The sequence below is a fragment of the Kineococcus sp. DHX-1 genome (assembly GCF_042473625.1).
Taxonomy (GTDB): Bacteria; Actinomycetota; Actinomycetes; order Actinomycetales; family Kineococcaceae; genus Kineococcus.
In genome coordinates, this window is sequence record NZ_CP170445.1 from 3,583,217 (window position 1) to 3,607,356 (window position 24,140).

Here is a 24,140-nt window from a genome sequence, read left to right on the forward strand (position 1 = left end):
TGGTCGGTACGATCCACAGGTGCTGGACCTCGTCGACCGCGACGTGCAGGCGGCGGGCCGCCACCTCTCACTCCGAATGCCGCGCGACCTCGAGGCGCTGTTCACCGAGGAGGCGTTCGCCCACGACGAGTTCGTCCCCTACTGGGCCGAGCTGTGGCCGAGCGCCCTCGTCCTGGCCGACGTGCTCCCCGGCGAGCTCGGGGACGGGCCGCTGCGGGTGCTGGAGGTCGGCGCCGGGCTCGGTGTGCCGTCGCTGTGCGCGGCCCTGGCCGGACACGACGTCACGGCCGCGGACTGGGCCCCGGACTCCATCGACCTGCTGCGGGACAACGCCGTGCGCAACGGCGCGACGCTGCGGGCGGAACGCTGGAGCTGGACGGACGACCCCGCTCCCCTGGCCCCGCCGTTCGACGTCGTGCTCGCGGCCGACGTCCTGTACGAGCGGCGCAACGTCGCTCCCCTGCTCGCCGTGCTGCCCGCGCTCACGGCCCCCCGTGGCCGCGTGCTCGTCGCCGATCCCGGGCGGTTGCCGGCACCGGAGTTCCTCGAGGGCGCGGCCCGCTCGTGGACGGTCGACGCCGTGCCCCACGCCGGGCCGTCCGCCGTGACCGTCCACCGTCTCACCCGCCCCTGAGGTCGGTCCGGCCGGCGCTGCGTAGAGTGCCCGGCAGGGCAACCCGCGGGGAGACAGCGTGCGCCACCAGGACCGTTACCTGCAGATCAGCCGGATCCTGTCCCGGCACGGTCTGGGGTACTTCATCGACGCCCTCGGGCTCGAGCGGTGGGTGCGCACCGACTGGGACCTCTTCGGCCGGCCCCGCGAACGCGAACGCCACACCCGCGCCGAGCACGTCCGGCTCGTCATGGAGGAGCTCGGCCCGACGGCCGTGAAGATCGGCCAGATCCTCTCCACCCGCCCCGACCTGCTGTCCCCCGCCTTCCAGCGCGAGCTGGAGAAGCTGCAGGACAGCGCGAGCGCGGTCCCGTGGGAGGTCGTCCGCCACGCCGTGGAGGAGGAGCTCGGGGACGACCCCGAGGAGCTGTTCGTCCACTTCAGCCGCGAACCACTGGCCAGCGCCTCCATCGGCCAGGCCCACACCGCGGTCCGCGAGGACGGCACCCAGGTCGTCGTGAAGGTGCGCCGCCCCGGCGTCGTGGAGGAGGTCGAGGGCGACCTGGAGATCCTGCGGACCCTCGCCGTCCAGGCGTCGCGCCGCTGGTCGGTGGCGGCCGACTACGACGTCGTGGGCCTGGCGACCGACTTCGCGGACACGTTGCGCGCCGAGCTCGACTACCTGTCCGAGGGGCACAACGCCGAGCGGTTCGCGCGCAACTTCCACGGCGACCCCGACATCCGCATCCCGCAGGTGTTCTGGGACACCACGACGTCGCGCGTCATCACCCTGGAACGCCTGCACGGGGTGAAGATCAGCGACGAGGACGCCCTCGCCGAGCACGACATCGACCGCTCCGCCCTCGCGGCCCGCGCGACGCGGCTGCTGGCGGACATGGTGTTCGAGCACGGGTTCTTCCACGCCGACCCGCACCCGGGGAACTTCCTCATCGAGCCGTCGGGACGCATCGGCCTGCTCGACTACGGGATGGTCGGGGAGGTGGACGAGCGCTCCCGCGAGCAGCTGGCGATGCTGCTCGCGGCCTTCGACCGCCGCGATCCCGCGCGCATCGCCGCGGCGTTCGCGACGATCGGCGTCACCGAGCACCGCGTCGACCGGGTCCGCCTGACGACCGACTGCGCCCACCTGCTGCGGACGTACGAAGGGTTGCCGCTGGGCCGGATCAAGGTCGGCGACATCGTCCGTGACGTCCTGGAGATCCTGCGTCGGCACCACCTGGCGCTGCCGCGGAACCTCGCGCTCGTCGTCAAGATGGTCGTCATGACGGAGGGACTCGGGACGAGCCTGGACCCCGACTTCCAGCTGGGCCGGATCCTCGGTCCCTACGCGCGGCGCCTGGTGATGCGCCACTTCGACCCGCTCGTGCTCGCCAAGCGGGTCCGGCAGGCGGGCGTGGACTTCGCCCAGCTCGGTGTGGAACTGCCCGGCCAGCTCGGCCGGCTCCTCGACGTCCTCGACCGCGACGGCGTCTCGGTCTCGCTGCGCACCGACGAGCTGGACCCGCTGGTGGCCCGGCTGGAGCGCATCGGCAACCGCCTGGTCGTCGGCCTCGTCGTCTCGGCCGGCATCGGGGCCCTCGCGACGCTCGGCTCGACGGACCCCGAGCGGCTCAAACCGCACGAGACGAAGGTCGTCGCCGTCGGCGGCGCGGCCCTCGCGGGGCTCACCGGCTACCTCGGGTGGACCGCCCGCGGCCACCGCCGTCGCCGCTGACCCCGAGGCCCATCAGCAGGAACGTTGCCTCCCCGGTGACGATGATCGTCACCGGGGAGGCAGCGTTCCCTCCCGCAGGGAGGGACAGGCGTCAGGAGAAGCTGGCCTGCACGACGCGACCGCCGCCGGGGCGGGCGAAGCGCGAGCGGCGCAGGTCGCGGGTGACGAAGCCGCGGCTGATGAACCGGTCGGTCCCGTCGAAGCGGGGGGTGAACGGCGAGCGGCCGTGCATGGCGCGCAGGTTGTCCAGCAGCAGCACGTCGCCGGGCTCGAGGGTCACGGCGTGGCGGTGCGCGACGTAGATCTCCAGCACGCGCTCGAGCAGCGCCTGGGCGTGCTTGGTGATGCCGTGCATGAGGTCCTGGTCGACGAGCATCGTCGGGTCGTCGACGTCGCCGGACAGGATCGAGAACGGTCCGCGGACCTCGCGGGTGTCGAGGAAGTCGGCGAACGACTCGTCGACGAGCGTCGTCCAGAGCGGGCGGAAGAGCTCCATGACGTCGCTCTGGTCGACGTGCTGCAGCAGGTCGAGGGCGCGGAACGCGTAGGTGGCGGCGTCCGCGTCGCCGCGCAGGCAGCCGAGGACGACGTAGTCGGGGCGCAGGGCGGAGAAGCACTGTTCGGTGTGGGCCTCGAGCTCGACGCGCGAGCCCTGCGACTGCTGGGTGGCCGCGAGCTTGGCGTTGGGGACCATGTCCTGCAGCAGGTGCCCGTGGCCCTCGGCGGCGTAGCCGACCATGTGGCCGAGCGCGTGGCTGACGATGGCCTGCTGGCGGGCCAGCAGGGTGCGGCCGCCGACGCCACCGGTGTTGTCCGGCGGGGTGGCGGGCAGGTCGCCGACCTCGAGCCCGCGCAGGACGAGGACGCCGGAGTCGGAGCCGCGCTCCTCGAAGGCCCACAGCGACTCGGCCACCTCGGCGGGCAGCTCCCGCGCCAGCAGCCGGGCCTGGCGTCCGAAGGCGTCGGGCTCCGTCACGGGGTCGGCCGTGAGCCGGGCACCCAGCGCGGCCAGCGCGGCGCGCTCGGGCGCGGCCAGCTCGCGGAAGGTCGGCACGGCGGCCGAGGAGTCGAGGAACACCGAGGTCACGAGCAGCTCCCATCGTCGACGCACTGCGGAGTCACACCGTAGCGCGTCGACGATGGGCAATGTGCCTAGTTCAGGACACCGGGGCTGGACAGATTGTCAGCGCTTGATCATCCCGTGCGGGTCGATGACGAACTTCTGCGGAGCGCCGGCGTCGAACTTGGCGTACGCGTCGGGCGCCTCGTCCAGCGAGATGGCCGTCGCCCCGACGGCCTTCGCGATCTGCACGCGGTCGTGCAGGATCGCCATCATCAGACCACGGTGGTACTTCATCACCGGGCACTGGCCGGTGGTGAAGGACAGCGACTTGGCCCAGCCGGTGCCGAGGTCCAGGGAGAGCGAGCCCTTCTTGGCCGCCTCGTCGACGCCGCCCGGGTCGCCCGTCACGTACAGCCCCGGGATGCCCAGGGCCCCGCCGGCCGTCGTCAGCTCCATGAGCGAGTTGAGCACCGTCGCCGGCGCCTCGGTCGCCGACCCCGACCCGTGGCCGCGCGCCTCGAAGCCGACCGCGTCGATGCCGCAGTCCACCTCGGGGACGCCGAGGATCTGCTCGACCTGGTCGCGCGGGTCGCCCTTCGACACGTCGACGGTCTCGCAGCCGAAGCTGCGGGCGCGTTCGAGCCGCTCGGCGTTGAGGTCGCCGACGATGACGACGGCTGCCCCCAGCAGCTGGGCGCCGGCCGCGGCGGCGAGGCCGACCGGCCCGGCCCCGGCCACGTAGACCGTCGACCCGACGCCGACGCCCGCGGTGACCGCCCCGTGGAAACCCGTCGGGAAGATGTCCGACAGCATCGTCAGGTCGAGGATCTTCTCCATCGCCTGGTCCTTGTCGGGGAACTTCAGGCAGTTGAAGTCCGCGTACGGCACCAGGACGTACTCCGCCTGGCCGCCCACCCACCCGCCCATGTCCACGTACCCGTAGGCCGAGCCGGGGCGGTCGGGGTTGACGTTCAGGCAGATGCCCGTCTTGCGCTCCTTGCAGTTCCGGCAGCGACCGCAGGCGATGTTGAAGGGCACCGACACGAGGTCGCCGACCGCGAGGAACTCGACGTCGCGGCCGACCTCGACGACCTCACCGGTGATCTCGTGGCCCAGCACCAGGTTCGGCGGGGCGGTGGTGCGGCCGCGGACCATGTGCTGGTCCGACCCGCAGATGTTCGTGGCGACGAGCTTGAGGATGACGCCGTGGTCGACCTTGCGGCCGACGTTGGCCGGGTTGACCCCGGGGCCGTCCTTGAGCTCGAACGTGGGGTAGTCGATGGTCTGCACCTCGACCCGGCCGGGGCCGAGGTAGGCGACGGCGCGGTTGCCGTGGGACGTGTCGGTCGTGGTCACGAACGCATCTCCCTTCGCGCGCCGGCATCGGTGCCGGCGCAGTGATCCCCACCCAACCCTGGGCGGAGCGGGGGCGCAAGGCCGGGACCACCCCGCGGAAGTGGGCACCGGTGACCGGGTGATGATCGGGCCATGGAGCTCACGAAGCACACGCACGCGACGGTCGTCCTGACCCACGACGGGTCGTCCCTGCTCGTCGACCCGGGCGCCTACACGCCGGACACGCCCGAGCTGCTCGCGGCCGCCGACGCCGTCCTGTTCACCCACGACCACCCCGACCACGTCGACCCGGACGCGCTGCGCGCGGAACTGGCGCGCCGCCCCGACCTGCCGGTCGTCGGCCCGGCCAGCGTGGCCGACGCCGTCGAGGGCGTCCGGGCCGTCTCCCCGGGTGACGGGTTCGAGCTGGCCGGGGTCCGCGTGCGCGTCGTGGGCGGGCAGCACGCCGTCATCCACGCCGACCTGCCGCCGATGCAGAACGTGGCGTACGTGGTCGGCGAGGGCGAGGACGCCGTCTACCACCCGGGCGACTCCTACGACGCCCCCGGCACGGCCGTGGGGACGTTGCTGCTGCCCACGAGCGGTCCCTGGACCAAGCTCGGCGAGGGCGTCGACTTCGTCCGCGCCGTGGGGGCCAGGCGCGTCGTCGCCATCCACGACCTCATGCTGTCCGACGCCGGCCGGGAGGGGTCCGCGCGGTTCACCGAGCAGTTGACCGGTCTGCCCGTCGAACTCCTCCCGGTCGGCACGACCGTCACGCTCTGAGCGAGGCGACCTCCCGGGGCACCGCGTTCTGCGCGATGACGCCGGCGTACCAGAGCGCGCTGTCCTTGAGGGTCCGCCGCTGCGTCAGGTAGTCCACGTGGACGATGCCGAAGCGCTTGGAGAACCCGTACCCCCACTCGAAGTTGTCGAGGAAGGACCACAGGAAGTACCCGCGGACCGGTGCGCCGGCGTCGAGGGCGTCGAGGACGGCGTGCAGGTGCGCGTGCAGGTACTCGGTGCGCTCGACGTCGTGCACCTGACCGGCGACCACGACGTCGTCGTAGGCCGCGCCGTTCTCGGTGACGAGGAGTTCCAGACCGGGGTGCTCGCGGTGCATCCGCACGAGGAGCTCGGTCAGCCCGCGGGCGTCCACGCTCCAGCCCATGGCGGTCGTGTGCCCGGGCAGCTCCGGGAACTCGACGTCGGTGCTGGCCACCCACGGGCTGTGGGCGCTGTTCCCGTGCCCGTCGTTCTCGGCCCGCGGGGCGCTGCCGTCCCACGCGCGGACGACGGTGGGGCTGTAGTAGTTGACGCCGAGCACGTCGACGCCCTGGTGGACGAGCTCGAGGTCGCCCGGCAGGACGAAGGACCAGTCGGTGACCGACGCCGTGTCCTGCAGGACGTCGGCCGGGTACTCACCGCGCAGCACCGGGTCGAGGAACACCCGGTTCTGCAGGCCGTCGACGCGCCGGACGGCGTCGTGGTCGGCCGGGCTCGTGCCCTCGGTGCGCACCCACGCGAGGTTCAGCGTGAGCGAGACCCGGGCCGACGGGGCGGCCCGGCGGACGGCCAGCGCACCGAGACCGTGGGCGAGGTTCAGGTGGTGGACCGCGGCGAGGGCGGCCGCGGGTTCGGTCCGGCCCGGGGCGTGCACGCCGGAGGCGTACCCGAGGTAGGCCGAGCACCAGGGTTCGTTGAGGGTGGTGAAGGTGCGGACCCGGTCCCCCAGCGCCGCCGCGACGACCTCGGCGTACTCCCCGAACCGCTCGGCCGTGCGGCGCGAGGTCCAGCCGCCGGCGTCCTCCAGGGCCTGCGGCAAGTCCCAGTGGTAGAGCGTCACGACGGGTTCGATCCGGGCGGCCAGCAGTTCGTCGACGAGCGTGGAGTAGAACTGCAGGCCCGCCGGGTTCACCGGGCCGAGCGCGTCCGCGGTCACCTGCGGGGTGATCCGCGGCCAGGCGACGGAGAAGCGGTACGTCGTGGCCCCCAGGCGCCGCATGAGCGCGACGTCCTCCCGGAACCGGTGGTAGTGGTTGTCGGCGACGTCACCGGTGTCGCCGTCGACGACGCGGCCGGGGGTGTGGCTGAAGGTGTCCCAGATGGACGGCGTCCGGCCGTCCTCGGCCACGGCCCCCTCGACCTGGTAGGCGGCCGTTGCCGTGCCCCAGGCGAAACCGGCGGGGAACGCGCGCAGCATCTCCAGGGGTGTGGTGGGCTGGTCCTCGGTGGTGGTCATGCGGTCCTCTCGGGGGTTTCCAGGGGTTCGGGGGTCAGCCCTTGACGGCGCCGGCGATGATGCCGCTGACGATCTGACGGCCCAGCAGCAGGAACACGACGATGACGGGCAGGGTGCCGACGAGGGTGCCGGCCATGATGACGGCGGTGTCCGGGACGTACCCGGAGCCGAGGTTGTTGAGCGCGACCTGGACGGTCGGCATCGTGGAGTTCAGCGTGATGACCGGCCAGAAGAAGTCGTTCCAGCTCGTCATGAAGGTCAGCATCCCCAGCACGGCCATGCCCGGCCGGGCGATGGGCAGGACGATGCTGACGACGGTGCGGATCTGGGACGCCCCGTCGACCTTGGCCGCCTCGAGCAGTTCGTCCGGCAGCGTCTGCACGAGGTACTGCCGCATGAAGAACACCCCGAACGCTCCGACGAGCGAAGGCAGGATGACCGACTCCAGCCGCCCCGCCAGGCCCCAGTCCGACATGAGCTTGTACAGGGGCACGACGCCCAGCGACGGCGGGATCATCAGCGTGCCGATGGTGATGGCGAACAACGGCTTCTCGCCGCGGAACCGGAGCTTGGCGAAGGCGTAGCCGGCGAGGGTGCAGAACGCCAGGGTCCCGACGGTCGTGACGCCCGAGACGATGAGGGAGTTCACGATGGACAGGCCGATGGCCTGCTGCTGCACGGCGGTGGTGATGTTCTGCCACAGGTCCGGGCCGGGCAGGAACGGCGGCGGGGAGGTGTTCATCTCCGCCATCGGCCGGCTCGCCGCGACGACCATGTAGTAGAACGGCACGACGAACAGCAGCGCCGTCACGACGAGCAGGACGTAGGTGAGCGGACCGGCCGCGTCGGGCGCGCGGTAGCGGCGCCGGCGCACCGGGGCGGGGGTGGGGGCGGCGAGGGCGGCCTCGCGCACACCGGTCGCGCTCATCGGCGGGCTCCCTCGGGGTCGCGGTCGCGCCAGCGGGCCAGCGCGGTGTTGATCAGGACGAGGACGACGATGAGCAGGAACGTCACCCACGCGACGGTGGCGGCCCGACCGAGCGAGCCGAAGCCCCACCCCTGCTGGTACATGAACAGGCCCATCGTCTGGTACTGGTTCAGGGCACCGCCGTCGACCCCGCCGAACAGCAGCGGTTCGCCGAACAGCTGGGTGGCGCCGATGGTCGAGACGACGACGGTGAACAGGATGGTGGGCCGCAGACCCGGCAGGGTCACGTGCAGGAACTGCTGCCACCGGTTCGCACCGTCGAGGGCGGCGGCCTCGTAGAGGTCGGTCGCGATCGACTGCATCCCGGCCAGGTAGATGAGGGCGTTGTAGCCGGTCCAGCGCCAGGTGACGATGACGGCGATGGCGATCTGGGCGCTGAGGTCGCCGTTGCGCCAGTCCAGGCCGTCGAGCCCGACGAGGGAGAGCAGCCAGTTCGCCAGCCCGCCGTCGCGGCCGAAGATCTGGGCGAAGACCAGCGTGGACGCCGCGACGGACGTCGCGTACGGCATGATCATCGAGACGCGGAACACGGTCCGGGCCCGCATCCGGTAGTTCAGCAGGTGCGCCAGGCCCAGGGCCAGGAGCAGCTGCGGCACCGTCGACAGGACGCCGATGGTGATGGTCTTCAGCAGCGCGTTGTAGAACTTGGGGTTGCCGAACAGCCAGACGTAGTTGTCCAGGCCGGTCCACTCCGGGTCCGACCCCAGCTCGAAGCGGTGGAAGCTGATCCACATGGTGTAGACGAGCGGGAACAACCCGAACGCGAGGAACAGCAGGAAGAACGGGGCGACGTAGGCGTAGGGGGCCAACCGGCCCTCGGCGCGGAACAGCTTCTGCCGCAGGGTCGGCGTCGGCTCGGGCACCGGCTGCCGGTGCCGGCCGAGTGTCGGTGACGCGGTCGGGGTGCTCACGGGTCCTCCAGGCGGGTGGGTCGGCGGAGCAGACCGGAGGGGGACGGCCGGTGGGCCGTCCCCCGCGCGGTCAGCCGATCTGGTTGTCGAGGTCCTTCGTGGCGGCCTGCCACGCGTCGGCCGGGCTCACGCCGTTGGTCTCCACCGACAGCAGCGCCTGCACGAGCGAGGACTTCACGACGGCGTCCTCCGGCCCGAGGGTCTGGGTGGGGGCGGCCTGCGCCGCGTCGGAGAACAGCTCCCCGATCGGCGCGTCCTGGAAGTAGGCGTCCTTCGTCCCGGCGACGAGGTCGAAGGCCCCGGTGTTCGACGGGAAGTTCCCGCCCACCTCGAAGACCTTGGCCTGCTGCTCGGGGTCGGTGAGCCACTTGACGAGCTCGGCCGCGGCCTCGGTGTTCTTGCTGGCCTTGGGGATGCCGAGGTAGGCGCCGCCCCAGTTCCCGCCGGCGCCGCCGGGCAGGGAGGTGATGCCCCACTTGCCGGAGCCCGCGTCCCCCGCCTTGCCCTTGATGTACCCGACCATCCACGCCGGGCAGGCGATGGTGGCGAACGCTCCCCCACCGAACCCCTTGTCCCAGGCCGGGTCCTCGAACTGCTCGAGCTTGGCGGTGAGGTCCTCGTCGGCGGCCGCGGCGGCGGTGTCGAACGCCTTCTTCACGGCCGGGTTGGAGTTCCAGACGAGCTCGCCGTCGGCGTCGTAGTAGATCGTCGACTCGGTCGAGATGATCGCGTTGTAGAACCCGCCGGCGGAGTCCATCCACGCCGACCCCGCGGGTGCCTTCGCCTTGTACTCGCGGCCGAGGGCGACGTAGTCGTCCCACGACCCCATCCGCGCGGCGAGCTGCGCCGGGTCGGTGGGCAGACCCGCCTGGCCGAGGAGGTCGGTGCGGTAGCACAGCGCCATGGGGCCGATGTCGGTCCCGAGCCCGAGGACCTTCCCGTCCTTCGTCGTCGCGGCAGCCGACTTCCAGTCCGGGTAGTTCGCGACCTGGGAACCCGCCGGCGTCCCCTTCAGGTCGGTCCACTTGGCGGCCTGACCTGCGACGACGTCGGCGATGCGGCCGACCTCGATGCCCTGCACGTCGGCCGTGCCGTTGCCGGAGGCGAGCTTGGTCTGCAGCGCCGGCCAGTAGGTATTCTCCCCCTGGGTGGACTCGTACTGGATGGTCACGTCGGGGTGGAGCTGCTCGTACTCGTCGAACAGCCCGGCCTCCTCGTAGCCGAAGGTGCCGAACAGGCTGACGGTGAGGTTCGTCTTCCCGTCGGCCGCGCCGGCCTGCCCGCCCCCGGAGGACGCGGTGCTGCAGGAGGTGACGAGCAGGGCGCCGGCGACCGTGGTGGCGAGCGCGGCGATGGTGGTGCGGGAGGGGCGAGCACTGGGCATGGGGAACTCCTCGGGCCCCGCCGGAGCGGCGGATCGTCGGTGATCGAAGGGTCCGTGAGAGCGCTCTCAAGCTGATCTGCTGTTTCGTGAGAGCGCTCTCAAGGGATGCCCACAGCGTGGACCCAGGAGGCCCGTGGTGTCAACGCCCGGGAGGTCCAGGCCGGTCGGATCAGCTGGTGGCGCGCTGGACCAGTTCCGTGGGTGCCACGACGTCGGGCACGGACTCCTGCCCGTCGACGAGCGCGAGCACCATCCGCGCGAGTTCCCGGCCCATCGCGATCACCGGCTGCCGGACGGTGGTGAGCGGCGGCGTCGCCGCGGCCGCGAGCGGGGCGTCGTCGAACCCGACGACGCGCACGTCCCCCGGGACGGACCGGCCGGCCGCGGCCAGCGCCTGCAGGACCCCGGCGGCCATGAGGTCGTTCGCGGCGAACACGCCGTCGAGGTCGGGCCACCGCTCCAGCAGCGCCTCGGTGGCCGCCCGGCCGCCGTCGACGCTGAAGTCACCGGGTGCGGCGAGCCCGGCGTTCCAGCGCTGCCGGTGGGCGCGCAGCTCGGCGCGGAACCCCTCGAGGCGTTCCTGGCCCACCCGCATGTCCATCGGCCCGGTGACGGTGACGACGCGCCGGCACCCCCGCTCGAACAGGTGCGCGGCCGCCGTGCGCGCTCCCCCGACGTTGTCCGCCGAGACGAACGGGACGGAGCTGCCCTCGTCGTACGGGCGGCCGGACAGGACGACCGGGAGCCCGGCCTCGCGCAGGTGCTGCGGCAGCGGGTCCGCGCCGTGGACCGAGACGAAGATCGCCCCGTCCACGTGCCCGCCGCGGGCGTAGCGCTCGAAGCGCTCCCGCTCGCGCTGCGTCGAGAGCACGACGAGGACCAGCTGCACCTCCCGCTCGGCGAGCTGGGCCTGGGCGCCGCTCAGCACGAGGGGGAAGTAGGAGTCGGCGAAGAACCGCTCGACGGGCTCCACCACGACGAGGGCCACGGAGCCGCTGCGCCGCGTCACGAGCGAGCGCGCCGCCTGGTTCGGCACGTACGACAGCTCCGCGGCGGCCTTGAGCACCGCCTCCCGCGCGCTGTCGCTGACCCGCGCGTAGCCCGACAGGACGCGCCCGGCCGTCGCCCGCGAGACCCCGGCGCGCGCGGCGACGGAGTCGAGGGTCGGCGCGCTCTGGCTCGGCACGGTCGCTCCAGCGGGTGGGTCAGCGGGTTCGGCGGCCCGATCCTCGCAGACCGCGGATGCCGATGACGGCGATCGCCGTGCCGAAGGCGAGGCTCACGACGACGAGCACGAGGTGGACGAGGAAGAACGGCTGCGGGCCACCGTCGAACGAGCGCGGGTCCGACCAGATGTTGCGCAGGAAGTTGGGCCAGATGAACCAGCTCCACACGCCGAACAGGACGAGGAACCAGCTGACCGGCTTCGACATCACCACGGGATCACCACGGGGCGATCCTCCCACCCGCGCCTGTGCGTCAGCGCCGGCGGACCCGCCCCAGGGCCAGCGCCGACACCGCCCCCAGCACGAGTCCGGACACGAAGGGCAGGCGCCGCTCGTTCGTCTCGGGTTCCTCCGGACCCAGCGGGACGGTCAGCCGCGCCTGCGCCATGAGGTCGGGGTGCAGGGACCCGGCGTCCTCGGCGCGCTCGGCGGCCCAGGCGGCCGCGAGCAGGACGAGGCGGCCGATGAGGTTCATGAGGACGAGCAGGACGATGAGCGTGGCAAAGGCGCCGAAGAACGCGTTGCCGTCCGCGCTGCGGCCCGCGATCGTCGTCCCGAACTGCTTGAGGACACCGATCCCGACGCCGCCCAGCACGGCGCCCTGCAGAAGGTCGCGCAGCGGCACGTCGGCCCCGGGCAGCACCCGGAAGACCACGAGGAACGTCGTGGTGTCGATGGCCAGGGCGACGAGGGCGCCGAGGCCGGCCAGCAGCCAGCGCGACCAGGTGGACGGCTCGAACCCCAGGAGGTCGAGCAGGTAGCCGCCCGCAGCGTTGGTGGCCAACACGGCGAGGACCGAGAGGACCACGCCGACGCCGATGACGACCATGCCGCCCAGGTCGCGCAACTTCACCACGAGGAAGTTGCCGCCGCCGGAGTCCTCGCCGAAGACGGCCCGGACGCCCTGGCGCAGGCCGTCGACCCAGCCCAGGCCGGTGAACAGGCCGGTGGCCGTGGACAGGACGAGGGCGACGGTGAGGGCGCCCCCGTTGAGGTACTGGTCGATGTAGATGCCCGGCTCGTCGGGGGCGCTGCCCGCCGGGCGCTGCCCCTCGTGGACGAGGCCGGGCAGGTAGTCGTCGACCCCGCGCACGAGGTTGCGCACCACGAAGTCCCGCACCTCGGGCACGTCGCGCATGACGAGACCCACGATCGTCAGGGCGACCGCGAGCGCCGGGAAGATCGAGAAGAAGGCGAAGTAGGCGATGCCGCCCGCGAGGACGTTGCCCCGGGCGTTGCCGTAGCGCTGGTACACCCGGTAGGGGAACGACCGCTGCACGGTGCTCACGGCGTCCTTGGCCTGGTCCACGGCGCCGCTCACGGCCGGGGCTCCCCTCACTGCTGGAAGGTGAAGTCCTCCCGTGGCCGCCAGACGCCGTCGGCGCCGTGCTCGTAGAGGCTGAACCCCTTCACGGTGAAGGTCGCCTCCCAGTCGCGCAACACGAGCTCGGCGCGGTCGAGCGCGGCCTCGTCGACGTCGTGGGCCACGGTGACGTGCGGGTGGAACGGGAAGTTGATCTCGGCGGCCAGCGGGCCGGTCCGGATGGCGGCCTGGAGCAGCTCGCACTCGGAGATGCCGCGGGCCAGCTGGATGAAGACGACGGGCGAGACGGGGCGGAACGTCGCGGTGCCCCGCAGGTGGACGTCGAAGGGCGTGCCGGCGGCGGCCGTCGCCTCGAGGTGGTCCCTTGCGGTGTCGAGCGTTCCCGGGGCGAGCGGGAACGGCGGCAGCAGCGTGATGTGCGGCGGGATGGACCGCGCCAGCGGATCGCCGAAGTCCTCCCGCCAGGCGGTCAGCTCGGCCGCGTGCGGGGCGGGCACGGGGATGGAGACCCCGATGACCTGCGACCGACCGTCCTCGTCGGCCGCCGCTCGTGGTGAGCTCACCGGCGCCCGCCCGCCGGCCGCGCCACCAGACCCACGCGCTCGTGGACGGTGGCCAGCGTCTGCTCGGCGACCTCGTTGGCGCGGTCGGCGCCGCGCGCGATCAGCTCGTCGAGGGCGCCCGGGTCGGCCATGAGCTCCAGGGTGCGGGTGCGGACCGGCGCGAGCGCGTCGGTGACGACCTCGGCCAGCTCCTTCTTGAGGTCCCCGTAGCCGCGGCCGGCGAAGTCGGCCTCGAGCTGCGCGATCGAGCGGCCCGACAGCGCCGAGTGGATGGACAGCAGGTTGGAGACGCCGGCCTTCTCGACCGGGTCGAAGAGCACCTCACGGCCGGTGTCGGTGACGGCGGACCGGATCTTCTTGGCCGTCACCTTCGGGTCGTCGAGGACGTCGACGAGGCCGTTCGGCGAGGACGAGGACTTGCTCATCTTGGCCGTCGGGTCCTGCAGGTCGTAGATCTTCGCCGTCTCCTTCGGGATGAAGGGCTCGGGCACGGCGAACGTCTCGCCGAAGCGGGAGTTGAAGCGCTGCGCGAGGTTGCGCGTCAGCTCCAGGTGCTGGCGCTGGTCCTCGCCGACCGGAACCTCGGCGGCCTGGTAGAGCAGGATGTCCGCCGCCATGAGGACGGGGTAGGTGAAGAGCCCGACCGTCGTGGAGTCCGAGCCCTGCTTGGCGGACTTGTCCTTGAACTGCGTCATGCGGCCGGCCTCGCCGAAGCCCGTGAGGCAGGACAGGACCCAGGCGAGCTGGGCGTGGGCGGGCACGTGGCTCTGCACGAAGAGGGTCGAGCGCTCGGGGTCGACGCCCGCAGCGATGTACTGCGCGGCGGTCCAGCGCGTGCGCTCGCGCAGCTCGGCCGGGTCCGGGGAGACCGTGAGGGCGTGCAGGTCGACGACGCAGTAGAAGGCGTCGTGCGTCTCCTGCAGGGCGACCCACTGCGTCAGGGCGCCGAGGTAGTTGCCGAGGTGGAGGGAGCCGGACGTGGGCTGCATGCCGGACAGCAGCCGCGGGCGCGTCCCCGCACCCGTCCCCTGCGTCCCCACCGTCGTCGTCGTCCCGGTCGTCCCGTCCGCCATGGCTCCATCCTGCCAGCCGCCGGACGTGCTCCGTCCCTCCGCCTCCTGTGCGGTTCTGTTCGGTTCTGGTTGACTCTGCGCCGGGGCACGGTCATGCTCGACGGGTGCTGGCCCACCAGCGGCAGGAGGTGATCCTCGACGCCGTCCGCGCGCACGGAGGCGTGCGCATCGCCGACCTCGTCGACCGCCTCGGCGTCTCCGAGATGACCCTGCGCCGCGACATCGGCGAGCTCTCCCGCCAGGGCCTCGTGGCCCGCGTCCACGGCGGCGCGGCCGCGGTCGGCCGTACGAGCGAGGAACCCGGCTTCGCCGCGAAGTCGACGCTGCGCACCGCGGCCAAGGAGGCCGTGGCCCGCGCGGCCGTCCGCCTCGCCGACGCGGGCGCGTCCGTCGCGCTGTCGGCCGGCACGACGACCGTCGCGGTCGCCGCGCAGCTGCGTCTCGTACCGGACCTGACGGTCGTGACGAACTCCCCGCGCGTGGCCGACGTCCTGCACGAACCGGGGTCGGGCCGGACGGTCGTCCTCACCGGCGGCGTGCGGACCCCCTCGGACGCGCTCGTCGGGCCCGTCGCGCACGCCGGCCTGGCCGGTCTGCACGTCGACGTCCTGTTCCTCGGCGTGCACGGCCTGGACCCGCGCGCCGGCCTGACGACCCCGAACCTGCTGGAGGCCGACACGAACCGCGCGCTCATGGCGTGCGCGAGCCGCGTCGTCGTCGTGGCCGACGCCTCCAAGCTCGGCGTCGTCGGCCTCGCCTCGTTCGCCCCCCTCGACGACGTCGACGTGCTCGTGACGGACGACAGCCTCTCCCCCGACGACCGCACCGCCCTCGCCGAGCACGTGGGCGAGCTCGTCGTGGCGACCACCACCCCGCCGCAGGACCCCGAGGAGCACCCGTGACAGAACGCTCGACACACCCGTTCCGCAAGACGTCGACCCGGATGGCCGACGGCCGCGAACTCATCCACTTCGACGACACCGAACCCTGGCTGTCCGGTGAGCGCCTGCGCGACGCGGTCGACCACCGTCCCCTGCCGCCGGCCGAGGAGACCGTGCGCGGCGGCTCGCAGGTCCGGTTCGACCCGCTGACGGGCGACTGGATCGCGATGGCCTCCCACCGCAACGACCGCACCCTCATGCCGCCGCCGGACCAGGACCCGCTGGCCCCCACCGTTCCCGGCGGGTTCCCCACCGAGATCGCCGACTCCAGCTACGACGTCGTCGCGTTCGAGAACCGGTTCCCGTCGTTCTCGAACCGCATCGGTGGCGAGGCGGGGTTCCTCGACGGCGAGGAGCTGTGGCCGACGAAGCCGGCGGCCGGGCGCTGCGAGGTCGTCTGCTTCACCTCCGACACCCACGGGTCCTTCGCGACCCTGTCCCCGACGCGGGCCCGCACGGTGCTCGAGGCGTGGATCGACCGCACCGAGGAGATCGGCGCCACCGAGGGCGTCGAGCAGGTGTTCGTGTTCGAGAACCGCGGCGCCGAGATCGGCGTGACCCTGCCGCACCCGCACGGGCAGATCTACGGCTACCCGTACGTGACGCCGAAGACGCAGACCATGCTGCGCCGCGCCCGCGAGCACCGGGAGGCCACCGGCCGCAACCTGTTCCGCGACGTGCTGGATGCCGAACGCCGCGCCGGGGACCGCGTCGTGTTCGAGACCGAGCACTTCACCGCCTACGTCCCGGCCGCCGCGCGCTGGCCCGTGGAGGTCCACCTCGCGCCCCACCGCGACGTCCCCGACCTGCCCGCCCTCACCGAGGCCGAGCGCGCGGACCTCGTCGGCGCCTACCTCGACCTGCTGGGCCGGCTCGACCGCTACTACCCCGACGAGCACCCGCTGCCCTACATCGCGGGCTGGTTCCAGGCGCCCGTCCGCGAGGGCCGCGACGAGTTCCGCCTGCACCTGCAGGTGTTCTCCGTCCTGCGGGGCCCGGGGAAGGTGAAGTTCCTCGCCGGCTCGGAGTCGGCGATGGCGGCATGGATCAACGACACGACACCTGAGAAGGTGGCGGCCCGACTGCGCGAGGTTTCCCGATGAGTACCCCTGGCCCCGAGTTCTTCCACGCGACCGACCGCGCGCAGACCGCGCGGCCCCTGGCGCAGGAGTTCCGCACCGCGTACGGCACCGACCCCGAGGGCGTGTGGTCGGCCCCGGGCCGCGTGAACCTCATCGGCGAGCACGTCGACTACACCGGCGGGCTCTGCCTGCCGCTGGCGCTGCCGCACCGCACGTTCGTCGCGCTGCGGCCGCGCACCGACGGCGTCGTCCGCGTCCGCTCGCTGCAGGAACCCTCGGGCGTCGTGGAGGTCCCGCTCGCCGAGGTCGGCGCCGGCTCCCCGCAGGGCTGGGCCGCCTACGTGGCCGGTGTGCCGTGGGCGCTGCTGCAGAACGGTTTCGAGGGTCTCGCGCTCACCGGTGGTTTCGACGCCCTCGTCGACGGCCACGTCCCGTACGGGTCCGGACTGTCCTCGTCGGCGGCGCTGGAGTGCGCCGTCGCCGTGGCCCTGGGCGAGCTCGTCGAACTCCCCCTCGACGACACCGGCCGCGCCGGGCTCGCGAGCGCCTGCCAGCTCGCCGAGAACGTCGTCGCGGGCGCCAACACCGGGGGCATGGACCAGGCCGCGTCGCTGCGCTGCCACGAGGGCGGCGCGATCCTGCTCGACACCGACGACGACTCGGTGACGCAGGTCGCGCTGGACCTCGCCGGGGCCGGGCTCGCGCTGCTCGTCGTCGACACCCGCGCCGAGCACTCGCACGCCGGCGGGGAGTACGGCAAGCGCCGCGCCGACGTCGAGCGCGCCGCGGAACTCCTCGGGGTGGCGAACCTGCGCGCCGTCGACCCGGCCGCTCTCGACGCGGCGCTCGAGCGCCTGGGCACCGAACCGGACGGGGAGGTGCTGGTCCGCCGCGTCCGGCACGCCGTCACCGAGATCGACCGGGTGCGCCGCACGGCCGACCTGCTGCAGACCGGTCGCGCGGACGAGGTCGGGCCGCTGCTCGACGCCTCGCACGACTCCCTGCGCGACGACTACGAGGTGTCCTGCCGCGAGCTGGACCTCACGGTGGACACCGCCCGGGCCCACGGGGCGCTCGGCGCGCGCATGACCGGCGGCGGCTTCGGTGGCTCGGCCATCGCGCTCGTCGCCGCCGAGCGCGTCGAGGAGGTCGCCGGGGCGGTGGCTGCGGCCTTCGCCGAGCAGGGCCTGGCTGCTCCCCGCTTCCTCACCGCCCTCCCCTCCGAGGGCGCTGCCCGCGACCTCTGACCCGCCGCTCCTCCGTGGAAAACACACTTTCCGCCCTCGGAACACGTGTTCCAAGGGCGGAAAGTGTGTTTTCCACGCGGGCGACGGGCGCCGTTCAGCGGGCGTTCACCGGCCGGGGGGCGGGGCGGGTCAGCCTGCCCGGGTGCTCGGGTGGGTGGTGCTGGGGGTCCTCGCGTCGACGGGGGTCGTCGTCCGGTCGTGGCGTCGGCACCGGGCGCTGTGGCGCGCGGAGCAGGCGCGGTCGCGGCGCTGGCTGCTGGCGCACGCCGTCGACCCCGGCCCCGCGCCGCGCGACCCGGCGGCCTGGCGGCTCGTCCTCACCCCGGACCTGTCCCCCGTGGGCGCGTTCGCGGGCGGCGTCGGGCCGGACGTCAGACCAGACCGCGGGTGTGCGCGTAGGCCACGGCCTGGGCGCGGTCGCGCGAGCCGGTCTTGGCGAACAGGTGGTTGACGTGCGTCTTGACCGTCGCGACGGAGACGAACAGTTCCCGCGCGACGTCCTGGTTCGACAGCCCGCGGGCGATGAGGCGCAGCACCTCGGCCTCGCGTTCGGTGAGGCCGTCGGGGAGTTCTGCCGGGGTCGGGGCTGACGGAGTGCCCGCGGCCTGGAGCAGCCGCGCCTGCACGTCGGCGTCGAGAACGACCTGGCGTGCGGCCGCTGCCTGCAACGCCCGCGCGATGTCGGCCCGTCCGGCGCTCTTCGTCAGGTAACCGCGCGCACCCGCCTGCAGCGCACCGAGGATCGAGGCGTCGTCGGCGTAGGTCGTGAGGACGACGACCGCGGTGCCCGGGTGCTCGGCGGTCAGCCGCCGGGTGGCCTCGACGCCGTCGACACCCGGCATCCCGAGGTCCATGAGGACGACGTCGGGGGCGAGTTCGGCGACGCGCGCCACGGCCTCGGCGCCGTCCCCGGCCGTCCCGACGACGGTGAACTCGGGCAGGAGGTCAAGCAGGGCGACGAGGCCGTCGCGGACGATCGTCTGGTCGTCGGCGACGACGACGCGCAGGACGTCGGGGGCGGTCACGTCCGGATCCTCCCGCAGGACCCGCTCACGCCGGCACCCGGGCGGTGACGCGCCAGCCCGTCCCGTGCGGGCCCGCCGCGAGCGACCCCCCGGTCAGTTCCAGGCGCTCCCGCAACCCGGCCAGGCCGTACCCGCCGTCGACCGTGCGCAGCGACGTCCCCGCGGCGTCCGAACGGCGCGCGCCGCCGTCGGTGACGACGAGCTGGGTGTCGGCCTCCCGGTAGGTCAGCTCGACCGCGACGGGCGACCCGGGGGCGTGCTTGCCCGCGTTGACGACCGCCTCCTGCGCGGTCCGCAGCAGGGCCACCTCCCCCGCCCCCAGCGGCCGGGGGCGCCCCTGCACGCGCAGGCTCACCTCGGTCCCGTTCTCCCCCGCGCCCGCCGCCAGTGCGGCGAGGGAGTCCGGCAGCGGCGGGGCGTCGACGCGCAGCGCGTGCACGGCCCGGCGGGTGTCCTCGAGGCCGGCCGTCGCGAGGTCGTGGGCCGTCCGGACCCGTTGCCGCACGGCCGCGCGGGCGCCCGCGTCGAGGTCGCCGTCCCCCGACAGCAGCGCGTCGGCCACCTCCAGCTGGATCGCGAGGCCACCGAGGGAGTGCGCCAGGACGTCGTGCACCTCCCGCGCGATGCGCGTCCGCTCGGCGAGCGCAGCACCCCGCGCCTGCTCGGTCAGCAACCGGCGCGACTGCTCCTCGCGGTCGCGGCGCATGGCGCGCAGCACCCCGCCGAAGGCGGCGGACAGCAGTCCCGCGGGGTAGCCCAGGACGGCCGACCAGGAGGTCCCGCCCGCGGACAGGAGACCGAGCTGCACCCCGACCGTCCCGGCGAGGAAGACCGTCAGGCCACCGACGATGCCGGCGTCCCGCCCGCCCGCGACGGCCGCGATGACCGCGAGCGCGAAGACCCAGCCGACCTCGGTGCGCGCCGCGACGAACGAGGCGCCGCACGCGACGACCGCCAGGAGCGCCACCACCGCGATCCGTCGTCGCCCGAGGAGGGCGTCGGGCCGGCGCATCGAGAGCGGGTCGAGGACCGTCCACGCCACCCAGGCGGCCGCGACGAGCAGGAGCACCGGCCACCACGGCAAGACGGCTCGCCCCCAGGGGAGCGGCAGCAGCACCATCGCGACGAGCAGCTCGACGACACGCAGCGGCACCGTCGTGCGTCGCCACTCCTGGCGCAGGCGTTCCAGTCCTCGCTCCGGCACGTCCGGAACCCTAGGCCGCAGCCCGCGACCCCGTCCTCGTCCCCTGGGTCGAGGGCCACCTCCACCCGCGGCTCCACCCGCTCTCCACCCGGGACGGACCCGCGGGCCGATCCGGCCGGGGGTGTCCACGGCGGAGGGTCGTCCCCATGACCACTCTCGTCTCCGTCCTCGCCGCCCTCGTCGTCGTCGCGCTCCTCGTGGTCCGCCGGGCCCGGCCCCGCCCCGTGGCCGAGGAGTCGTTCCGGAAGCCGCTGGTCCTCACCGTCGTGGGGTTGTTCCTGCTGCACGACGTCGTGCTCGACGCCCCGGCGGCGGCGTTCCTCGTCCTCACGGGCTGCCTCGCCCTCGGACTGGGCGCGGCCCGCGGGGCCCTGGTCCGGGTGGGCCGGGCCGGCGGGCAGCTCGTGACGAGCTGGGGCCCGGCCTGCTTCGGGCTCATGGCGCTGCTCGTCGTGCTGCGCCTCGGCCTGGACGCCGGCGCCGTGTCCCTCGGCGTCGCCTCGCACACCGTCGGGCAGTCGGTGCTGTTCGCCCTGGGCCTGAGCCTGCTCGCCGAGTCCGCGGTCGTCGCCGCCCGCACGGGCCGCCCGCTCGCCGTCCGCTGACCGGGACCCGGCGGGTCAGACGTCCATGCGCTGCAGGCGGACCGCCGACAGGGCCACCGCGACGACCGTGATCCCGACGAGGACCGCGGCCGCCCCGGGAACCCCCAGGGAGGACACCGTGCCCAGCGGGACGTCGCCCGGGATCGCGAGCGAGGCGACCCGACGGCCGTACGACCCGATCGACAACCCCCGCAACGCCGGCGCCAGCCCCGCCAGGAACGTCTCCCACAGCACGACGTACGCGAGCCCGGCCAGCAGCCCGCGACGGGTCAGCAGCGACAGCAGCACGAAGACCGAGCAGTACGCCCCCGCCGTGAGGACCGTCGCGAGGGCGACCCCGCCGACGACCCGGCCCGCTGGCTGGTTGACCGAGATCCCCAGCACCGCGCACGCCACCGCGGCGGGCAGCACCACGACGACCGTCGCCGTCCACGCCGCCGCGAACCGCGCGAGGACGGTGTGCCAGCGGGGTCGGGCCACGGCGCGCAGCAGGGGCAGCGTGCGGGCGTCGCGCTCGTCGCCGAAGGCCCCGATGGCCAGGACGAGGGCCACGATGGGGATCACCAGGCCCGTCAGCAGGTTCCCCGTGAAGGTGTTCTGCACGCCGTACCGGTTCGGCACGCTCGTGATGGCGATGACGACGCCGACGACGGCCGCCACGGCCAGCGGCAGGGCCGCGAAACCCGCCGTCCGGCCACGGAACAGGATGCCCCGCAGCGAGAACCCGTAGAGGGTGGTGCTCATCGTCCGGCTCCTCTCGCCGCCCGCACCAGGTGGGCGAACACGCTCTCCAGGTCCTCCCCGACACCCTCGACGCGCCGCAGCGTCGTGGAGCACTCGCGCGCCAGCCGCGGCACGGCCTCGGCCAGCGCGACGGCGCGGGGGGCCTCGACGAGCACCCCGGGACGGCCGCCGCCCTCGCGCCGCACCGACTCCACGAGCCCCTCGGCCAGCAGCGTCCCTGCCAGTTCCAGCACACGGTCGCCCTCCAGCCGCACGGTGCGCGGGCGGTCGACGAGCAGTTCCCGGATGCCCCCCGGTTCCCCCTCGGCGACGAGACGGCCGTTCACGACGACGAGCACCCGGGCCGCCATGCGCTCGACCTCGGACAGGACGTGCGAACTCACGAGGACCGTCCGGCCCTCCTGCCCCAGGGCGGCGAGCAGGTCGACGTCCGCGCGCCGCTGGGCAGGGTCCAGCCCGTTGAGCGGTTCGTCCAGGAGCAGCACCTGCGGGTCGTGCACGAGGGCCTGGGCGAGCTTCACCCGCTGCCGCATGCCCTTGGAGAACCCCCCGACGCGACGGTCGGCGGCGTGGGTGAGCCCGACCCGCTCGAGGACCGCCGCCGTGGCGCCCCGGTGGTCGGCGACACCGCGCTGGCGGGCGAGGAACTCGACCTGCGTGCGGGCGGTGGCGTGGGCCCAGGTGGCCTCGCCGTCGGCGACGATCCCGAGGCCCCGGTGCACGGCCGGGTCGGCGTGCGGGTCGAGCCCGAGCACCCGCACGGTCCCCTGGCTGGGCCGGGTCGCGCCGGCGAGCAGTTGCAGCGCCGTCGACTTGCCGGCCCCGTTGTGCCCCAGCAGACCCGTCACTCCGGCACCGAGCGCGAAGCTCACGTCCGACAGCGCGACCGTGTCGGCGAACCACTTGCTGACCCCGGTCAGCTCGACGGCGCTCACGCGTCGCCCCCCTTCGCGTAGCGGCCGGCCAGGACGCCGAACCCTCCGAGCACGACGACCACCCACACGACCCAGGCCAGGACGCCCGGGTCACCGAGCCCGCCGCCGATGAACGTCGTCGCGAGCCGGATGGGCCCGCTGGAGGGGTCCAGCGACAGCGGCCAGTCGGCGCCCGTCACGGCGGCGACGACCCCGGTCAGGGCCGGGCCGACGAGGACGACCGCGAGGTACCCGCCGACGGCGAACACCCGCTTGGCCGTCAGCGACCCGATCGCGAGGGCCAGGGCCGTGTGGAACAGGACGACGAGCGCGGCGGCCGCGACGATGCGCGGCAGGTCCCCGACGTTGTCGGCGAACCACGTCCCCGGGGCGTCGGCCGTCGCGATGGACCCGACGAACAGCACGAGCATCGGCCCGAGCACGATGATCGCGAGCAGCGCGACGGCCGCGAGCACCACGCCCACCACGTACTCGACCCACGACAGCGCCGTCGCGAAGTACAACGACAGGACGCGGTCGCGGCGGTCCCGCGTCAGCATCGACGGGATCGACGTCGCCACGAACGCGAGCAGCACGACCGAGTTCGTCGTCAGCAGTTGCGGGTAGTCGATGAGGTCCGTCGGCTGCACGCGCACGGCCGGCACCAGCAGCGGGACGGCGACGACGGCGAGCGAGGGCAGGTAGGCCGCCGCCAGCAGCAGGAACGGCCAGATCTTCGCGCTCGCGCTGCGGCGCAGGCCGAGGGGCCGCCGGATGCCGCTGGCGACGAACGACCCGACGGCCGAGCGGCGGGGCCGCAGCTTCCCGGCGAACCGGGAGTAGCGGATGTCGTGCAGGACGGCCCGCGGGGCGTCGTGCTCGGAGGGCTCAGCGGTCACCGGGTTCCTCCTGCCATCGCGTCGACGACCACGTCCTCGAGGCCGCGGGCGGCCGGGGCGAGGCGTTCCACCCCGACCCCGAGTTCCGCCGCGAGGTCCCGCACCGCGTCGAGGGCGGCGTCCGGGCTGGAACTCAGCCCGATGTCCCCGGTCGCCGTGGGCGCCAGCGTCACCCCGAACGCCGCGACGCGGGGTTCCAGGGCCGCGGCGAACGCCCCGACGTCACCGGAGACGCGCAGTTCAGCCGGCCCGGACGGGTCGTGGCCCACGACGACCGGACGCTGCGCGGCGAGGGTTCCCGAGCGCAGGACGACGACCTCGTCGCAGGTGCGCTCGATGTCGTCGAGGACGTGGGAACTCGCGACGACGCGGATGCCGAGTTCGGTCGAGAGCCGGCGGACGATGGCCAGCATCTCCTCCCGGCCCGCCGGGTCCAGCCCCGACGTGGGTTCGTCGAGCAGGACGACGTCGGGACCGTGGACGAGGGCTTGGGCGAGTTTCGTGCGCTGCTGCATGCCGAGGGAGTAGCTGCCGACGGGGCGGCGGCGTTCCTCCTCCAGGCCCACCGCGAACAGCACCTCGCTGGTGCGGCGCACCGCGTCCCGGCGGCCGAGCCCGCGCATGCGGGCGAGGGACACGCAGACGTCCTGCGCCGACATGTCGTTCGGCAGGCACGGGTGCTCGGGCATGAAACCCACCCGCCGCCGCACCTCCGAGCGTTCCCGCACGGTGTCGAGGCCGAGGATCCGCACGGTGCCGCGGTCGGGGCGGGTGAGCCCCAGCGCGGTGCGCAGGAGCGTCGACTTGCCGGCGCCGTTGGCGCCGAGCAGACCCGTCGCACCGGCGCCCAGCGACATCGTCAGACCGTCGAGGGCCTGCACCGCGCCGAAGCGCTTGCCGACGTCGACGCATTCGAGGACCGGGTGTCTCAACCCCGCAGGACCATCCACCCGACCATCAGAGCACTCCCAGGTGCAGGGAGCGTCCCCCCTTCGACGCGCGCCGCGTCAATCCTTCGGGAA

24 protein-coding genes are annotated in these 24,140 nt (G+C 73.6%); 7 read left to right on the forward strand and 17 right to left on the reverse strand.

Annotated elements, in window-relative coordinates; genetic code table 11:
* The first annotated feature begins 19 nt into the window (after nt 1–19).
* Entirely contained in the window at nt 20–634 is a 615-nt protein-coding gene (locus tag ACFEMC_RS17110; RefSeq protein WP_380170759.1) for a class I SAM-dependent methyltransferase, read from the forward strand.
* 58 nt (nt 635–692) lie between these two features.
* Nucleotides 693–2,348 carry an ABC1 kinase family protein gene (locus tag ACFEMC_RS17115; protein ID WP_380170760.1) on the forward strand — a complete coding sequence of 552 codons (1,656 nt, stop codon included), beginning with the start codon at nt 693–695 and terminating at the stop codon, nt 2,346–2,348.
* A 91-nt stretch (nt 2,349–2,439) separates the two neighbouring features.
* On the opposite strand, the gene ACFEMC_RS17120 is transcribed toward ACFEMC_RS17115, so the two are convergent.
* Both ACFEMC_RS17120 and fdhA read right to left on the reverse strand, forming a co-directional pair.
* Nucleotides 2,440–3,459 carry a TauD/TfdA family dioxygenase gene (locus ACFEMC_RS17120; RefSeq protein ID WP_380170761.1) on the reverse strand — a complete coding sequence of 340 codons (1,020 nt, stop codon included), beginning with the start codon at nt 3,457–3,459 and terminating at the stop codon, nt 2,440–2,442.
* A 72-nt stretch (nt 3,460–3,531) separates the two neighbouring features.
* Nucleotides 3,532–4,767 carry a formaldehyde dehydrogenase, glutathione-independent gene (fdhA, locus tag ACFEMC_RS17125; protein WP_367638368.1) on the reverse strand — a complete coding sequence of 412 codons (1,236 nt, stop codon included), beginning with the start codon at nt 4,765–4,767 and terminating at the stop codon, nt 3,532–3,534.
* A gap of 132 nt (nt 4,768–4,899) precedes the next feature.
* Here fdhA and ACFEMC_RS17130 point away from each other — a divergent pair, with 132 nt between their 5' ends.
* Nucleotides 4,900–5,532 (forward strand): MBL fold metallo-hydrolase, encoded by a 633-nt coding sequence (locus tag ACFEMC_RS17130; protein ID WP_380170762.1) that lies wholly within the window; start codon nt 4,900–4,902, stop codon nt 5,530–5,532.
* On the opposite strand, the gene ACFEMC_RS17135 is transcribed toward ACFEMC_RS17130, so the two are convergent.
* From ACFEMC_RS17135 to trpS, 9 genes are all read right to left on the reverse strand, one after another.
* A complete protein-coding gene (locus tag ACFEMC_RS17135) occupies nt 5,522–6,988 on the reverse strand; it encodes a GH1 family beta-glucosidase (RefSeq protein ID WP_380170763.1) in 1,467 nt (488 codons plus the stop codon). The genes ACFEMC_RS17130 and ACFEMC_RS17135 overlap by 11 nt on opposite strands.
* Before the next feature lie 34 nt (nt 6,989–7,022).
* Entirely contained in the window at nt 7,023–7,916 is an 894-nt protein-coding gene (locus ACFEMC_RS17140) for a carbohydrate ABC transporter permease (protein WP_380170764.1), read from the reverse strand.
* Nucleotides 7,913–8,887: a carbohydrate ABC transporter permease gene (locus ACFEMC_RS17145; protein ID WP_380170765.1), complete on the reverse strand. Its 975-nt coding sequence runs from the start codon at nt 8,885–8,887 to the stop codon at nt 7,913–7,915. Before ACFEMC_RS17145 ends, ACFEMC_RS17140 begins: the two co-directional genes overlap by 4 nt.
* Before the next feature lie 70 nt (nt 8,888–8,957).
* A complete protein-coding gene (locus ACFEMC_RS17150; protein ID WP_380170766.1) occupies nt 8,958–10,271 on the reverse strand; it encodes an extracellular solute-binding protein in 1,314 nt (437 codons plus the stop codon).
* Between the two features lie 169 nt (nt 10,272–10,440).
* Nucleotides 10,441–11,457: a LacI family DNA-binding transcriptional regulator gene (locus ACFEMC_RS17155; RefSeq protein WP_380170767.1), complete on the reverse strand. Its 1,017-nt coding sequence runs from the start codon at nt 11,455–11,457 to the stop codon at nt 10,441–10,443.
* Between the two features lie 19 nt (nt 11,458–11,476).
* Entirely contained in the window at nt 11,477–11,710 is a 234-nt protein-coding gene (locus ACFEMC_RS17160; RefSeq protein WP_367638360.1) for an SCO4848 family membrane protein, read from the reverse strand.
* 40 nt (nt 11,711–11,750) lie between these two features.
* Entirely contained in the window at nt 11,751–12,818 is a 1,068-nt protein-coding gene (locus tag ACFEMC_RS17165) for a YihY/virulence factor BrkB family protein (protein WP_380170768.1), read from the reverse strand.
* A gap of 14 nt (nt 12,819–12,832) precedes the next feature.
* Nucleotides 12,833–13,384, reverse strand: a complete 552-nt coding sequence (locus ACFEMC_RS17170) for a 2'-5' RNA ligase family protein (protein WP_380170769.1) — start codon at nt 13,382–13,384, stop codon at nt 12,833–12,835.
* Nucleotides 13,381–14,457, reverse strand: a complete 1,077-nt coding sequence (gene trpS / locus ACFEMC_RS17175; protein ID WP_380170770.1) for a tryptophan--tRNA ligase — start codon at nt 14,455–14,457, stop codon at nt 13,381–13,383. The genes ACFEMC_RS17170 and trpS overlap by 4 nt, the downstream gene beginning before the upstream one ends.
* Nucleotides 14,458–14,561: 104 nt before the next feature.
* Between trpS and ACFEMC_RS17180 the strand changes: the two genes are divergently transcribed.
* The 3 genes from ACFEMC_RS17180 to galK are packed head-to-tail and all read left to right on the forward strand — an operon-like array spanning nt 14,562 to nt 17,727.
* Nucleotides 14,562–15,359, forward strand: coding sequence for a DeoR/GlpR family DNA-binding transcription regulator (locus tag ACFEMC_RS17180; RefSeq protein WP_380170771.1), 798 nt, complete (start codon nt 14,562–14,564; stop codon nt 15,357–15,359).
* Nucleotides 15,360–15,400: 41 nt separating this feature from the next.
* A complete protein-coding gene (gene galT / locus ACFEMC_RS17185; protein ID WP_380176850.1) occupies nt 15,401–16,501 on the forward strand; it encodes a galactose-1-phosphate uridylyltransferase in 1,101 nt (366 codons plus the stop codon).
* Nucleotides 16,498–17,727: a galactokinase gene (gene galK / locus ACFEMC_RS17190; protein ID WP_380170772.1), complete on the forward strand. Its 1,230-nt coding sequence runs from the start codon at nt 16,498–16,500 to the stop codon at nt 17,725–17,727. The genes galT and galK overlap by 4 nt, the downstream gene beginning before the upstream one ends.
* 371 nt (nt 17,728–18,098) lie before the next feature.
* Here the strand turns inward: galK and ACFEMC_RS17195 are convergent, their stop codons facing one another.
* Both ACFEMC_RS17195 and ACFEMC_RS17200 read right to left on the reverse strand, forming a co-directional pair.
* Nucleotides 18,099–18,752: a response regulator gene (locus ACFEMC_RS17195; RefSeq protein ID WP_380170773.1), complete on the reverse strand. Its 654-nt coding sequence runs from the start codon at nt 18,750–18,752 to the stop codon at nt 18,099–18,101.
* Between the two features lie 25 nt (nt 18,753–18,777).
* Complete coding sequence (locus tag ACFEMC_RS17200) at nt 18,778–19,956, reverse strand: sensor histidine kinase (protein WP_380170774.1); 1,179 nt, start codon at nt 19,954–19,956, stop codon at nt 18,778–18,780.
* A 146-nt stretch (nt 19,957–20,102) separates the two neighbouring features.
* Between ACFEMC_RS17200 and ACFEMC_RS17205 the strand changes: the two genes are divergently transcribed.
* A complete protein-coding gene (locus tag ACFEMC_RS17205) occupies nt 20,103–20,561 on the forward strand; it encodes a hypothetical protein (protein WP_380170775.1) in 459 nt (152 codons plus the stop codon).
* Between the two features lie 15 nt (nt 20,562–20,576).
* Here ACFEMC_RS17205 and ACFEMC_RS17210 read toward each other — a convergent pair whose 3' ends face one another.
* Genes ACFEMC_RS17210 through ACFEMC_RS17225 form a run of 4 tightly spaced genes read right to left on the reverse strand, consistent with a single transcriptional unit; the run spans nt 20,577 to nt 24,050 of the window.
* Nucleotides 20,577–21,305, reverse strand: coding sequence for an ABC transporter permease subunit (locus ACFEMC_RS17210; RefSeq protein WP_380170776.1), 729 nt, complete (start codon nt 21,303–21,305; stop codon nt 20,577–20,579).
* Complete coding sequence (locus ACFEMC_RS17215) at nt 21,302–22,240, reverse strand: ABC transporter ATP-binding protein (protein WP_380170777.1); 939 nt, start codon at nt 22,238–22,240, stop codon at nt 21,302–21,304. The genes ACFEMC_RS17210 and ACFEMC_RS17215 overlap by 4 nt, the downstream gene beginning before the upstream one ends.
* Entirely contained in the window at nt 22,237–23,118 is an 882-nt protein-coding gene (locus ACFEMC_RS17220) for a hypothetical protein (protein WP_380170778.1), read from the reverse strand. The genes ACFEMC_RS17215 and ACFEMC_RS17220 overlap by 4 nt, the downstream gene beginning before the upstream one ends.
* On the reverse strand, nt 23,115–24,050 hold the full coding sequence (locus ACFEMC_RS17225) for an ATP-binding cassette domain-containing protein (RefSeq protein ID WP_380170779.1): 936 nt from the start codon (nt 24,048–24,050) through the stop codon (nt 23,115–23,117). Before ACFEMC_RS17225 ends, ACFEMC_RS17220 begins: the two co-directional genes overlap by 4 nt.
* Nucleotides 24,051–24,140 lie beyond the last annotated feature (90 nt).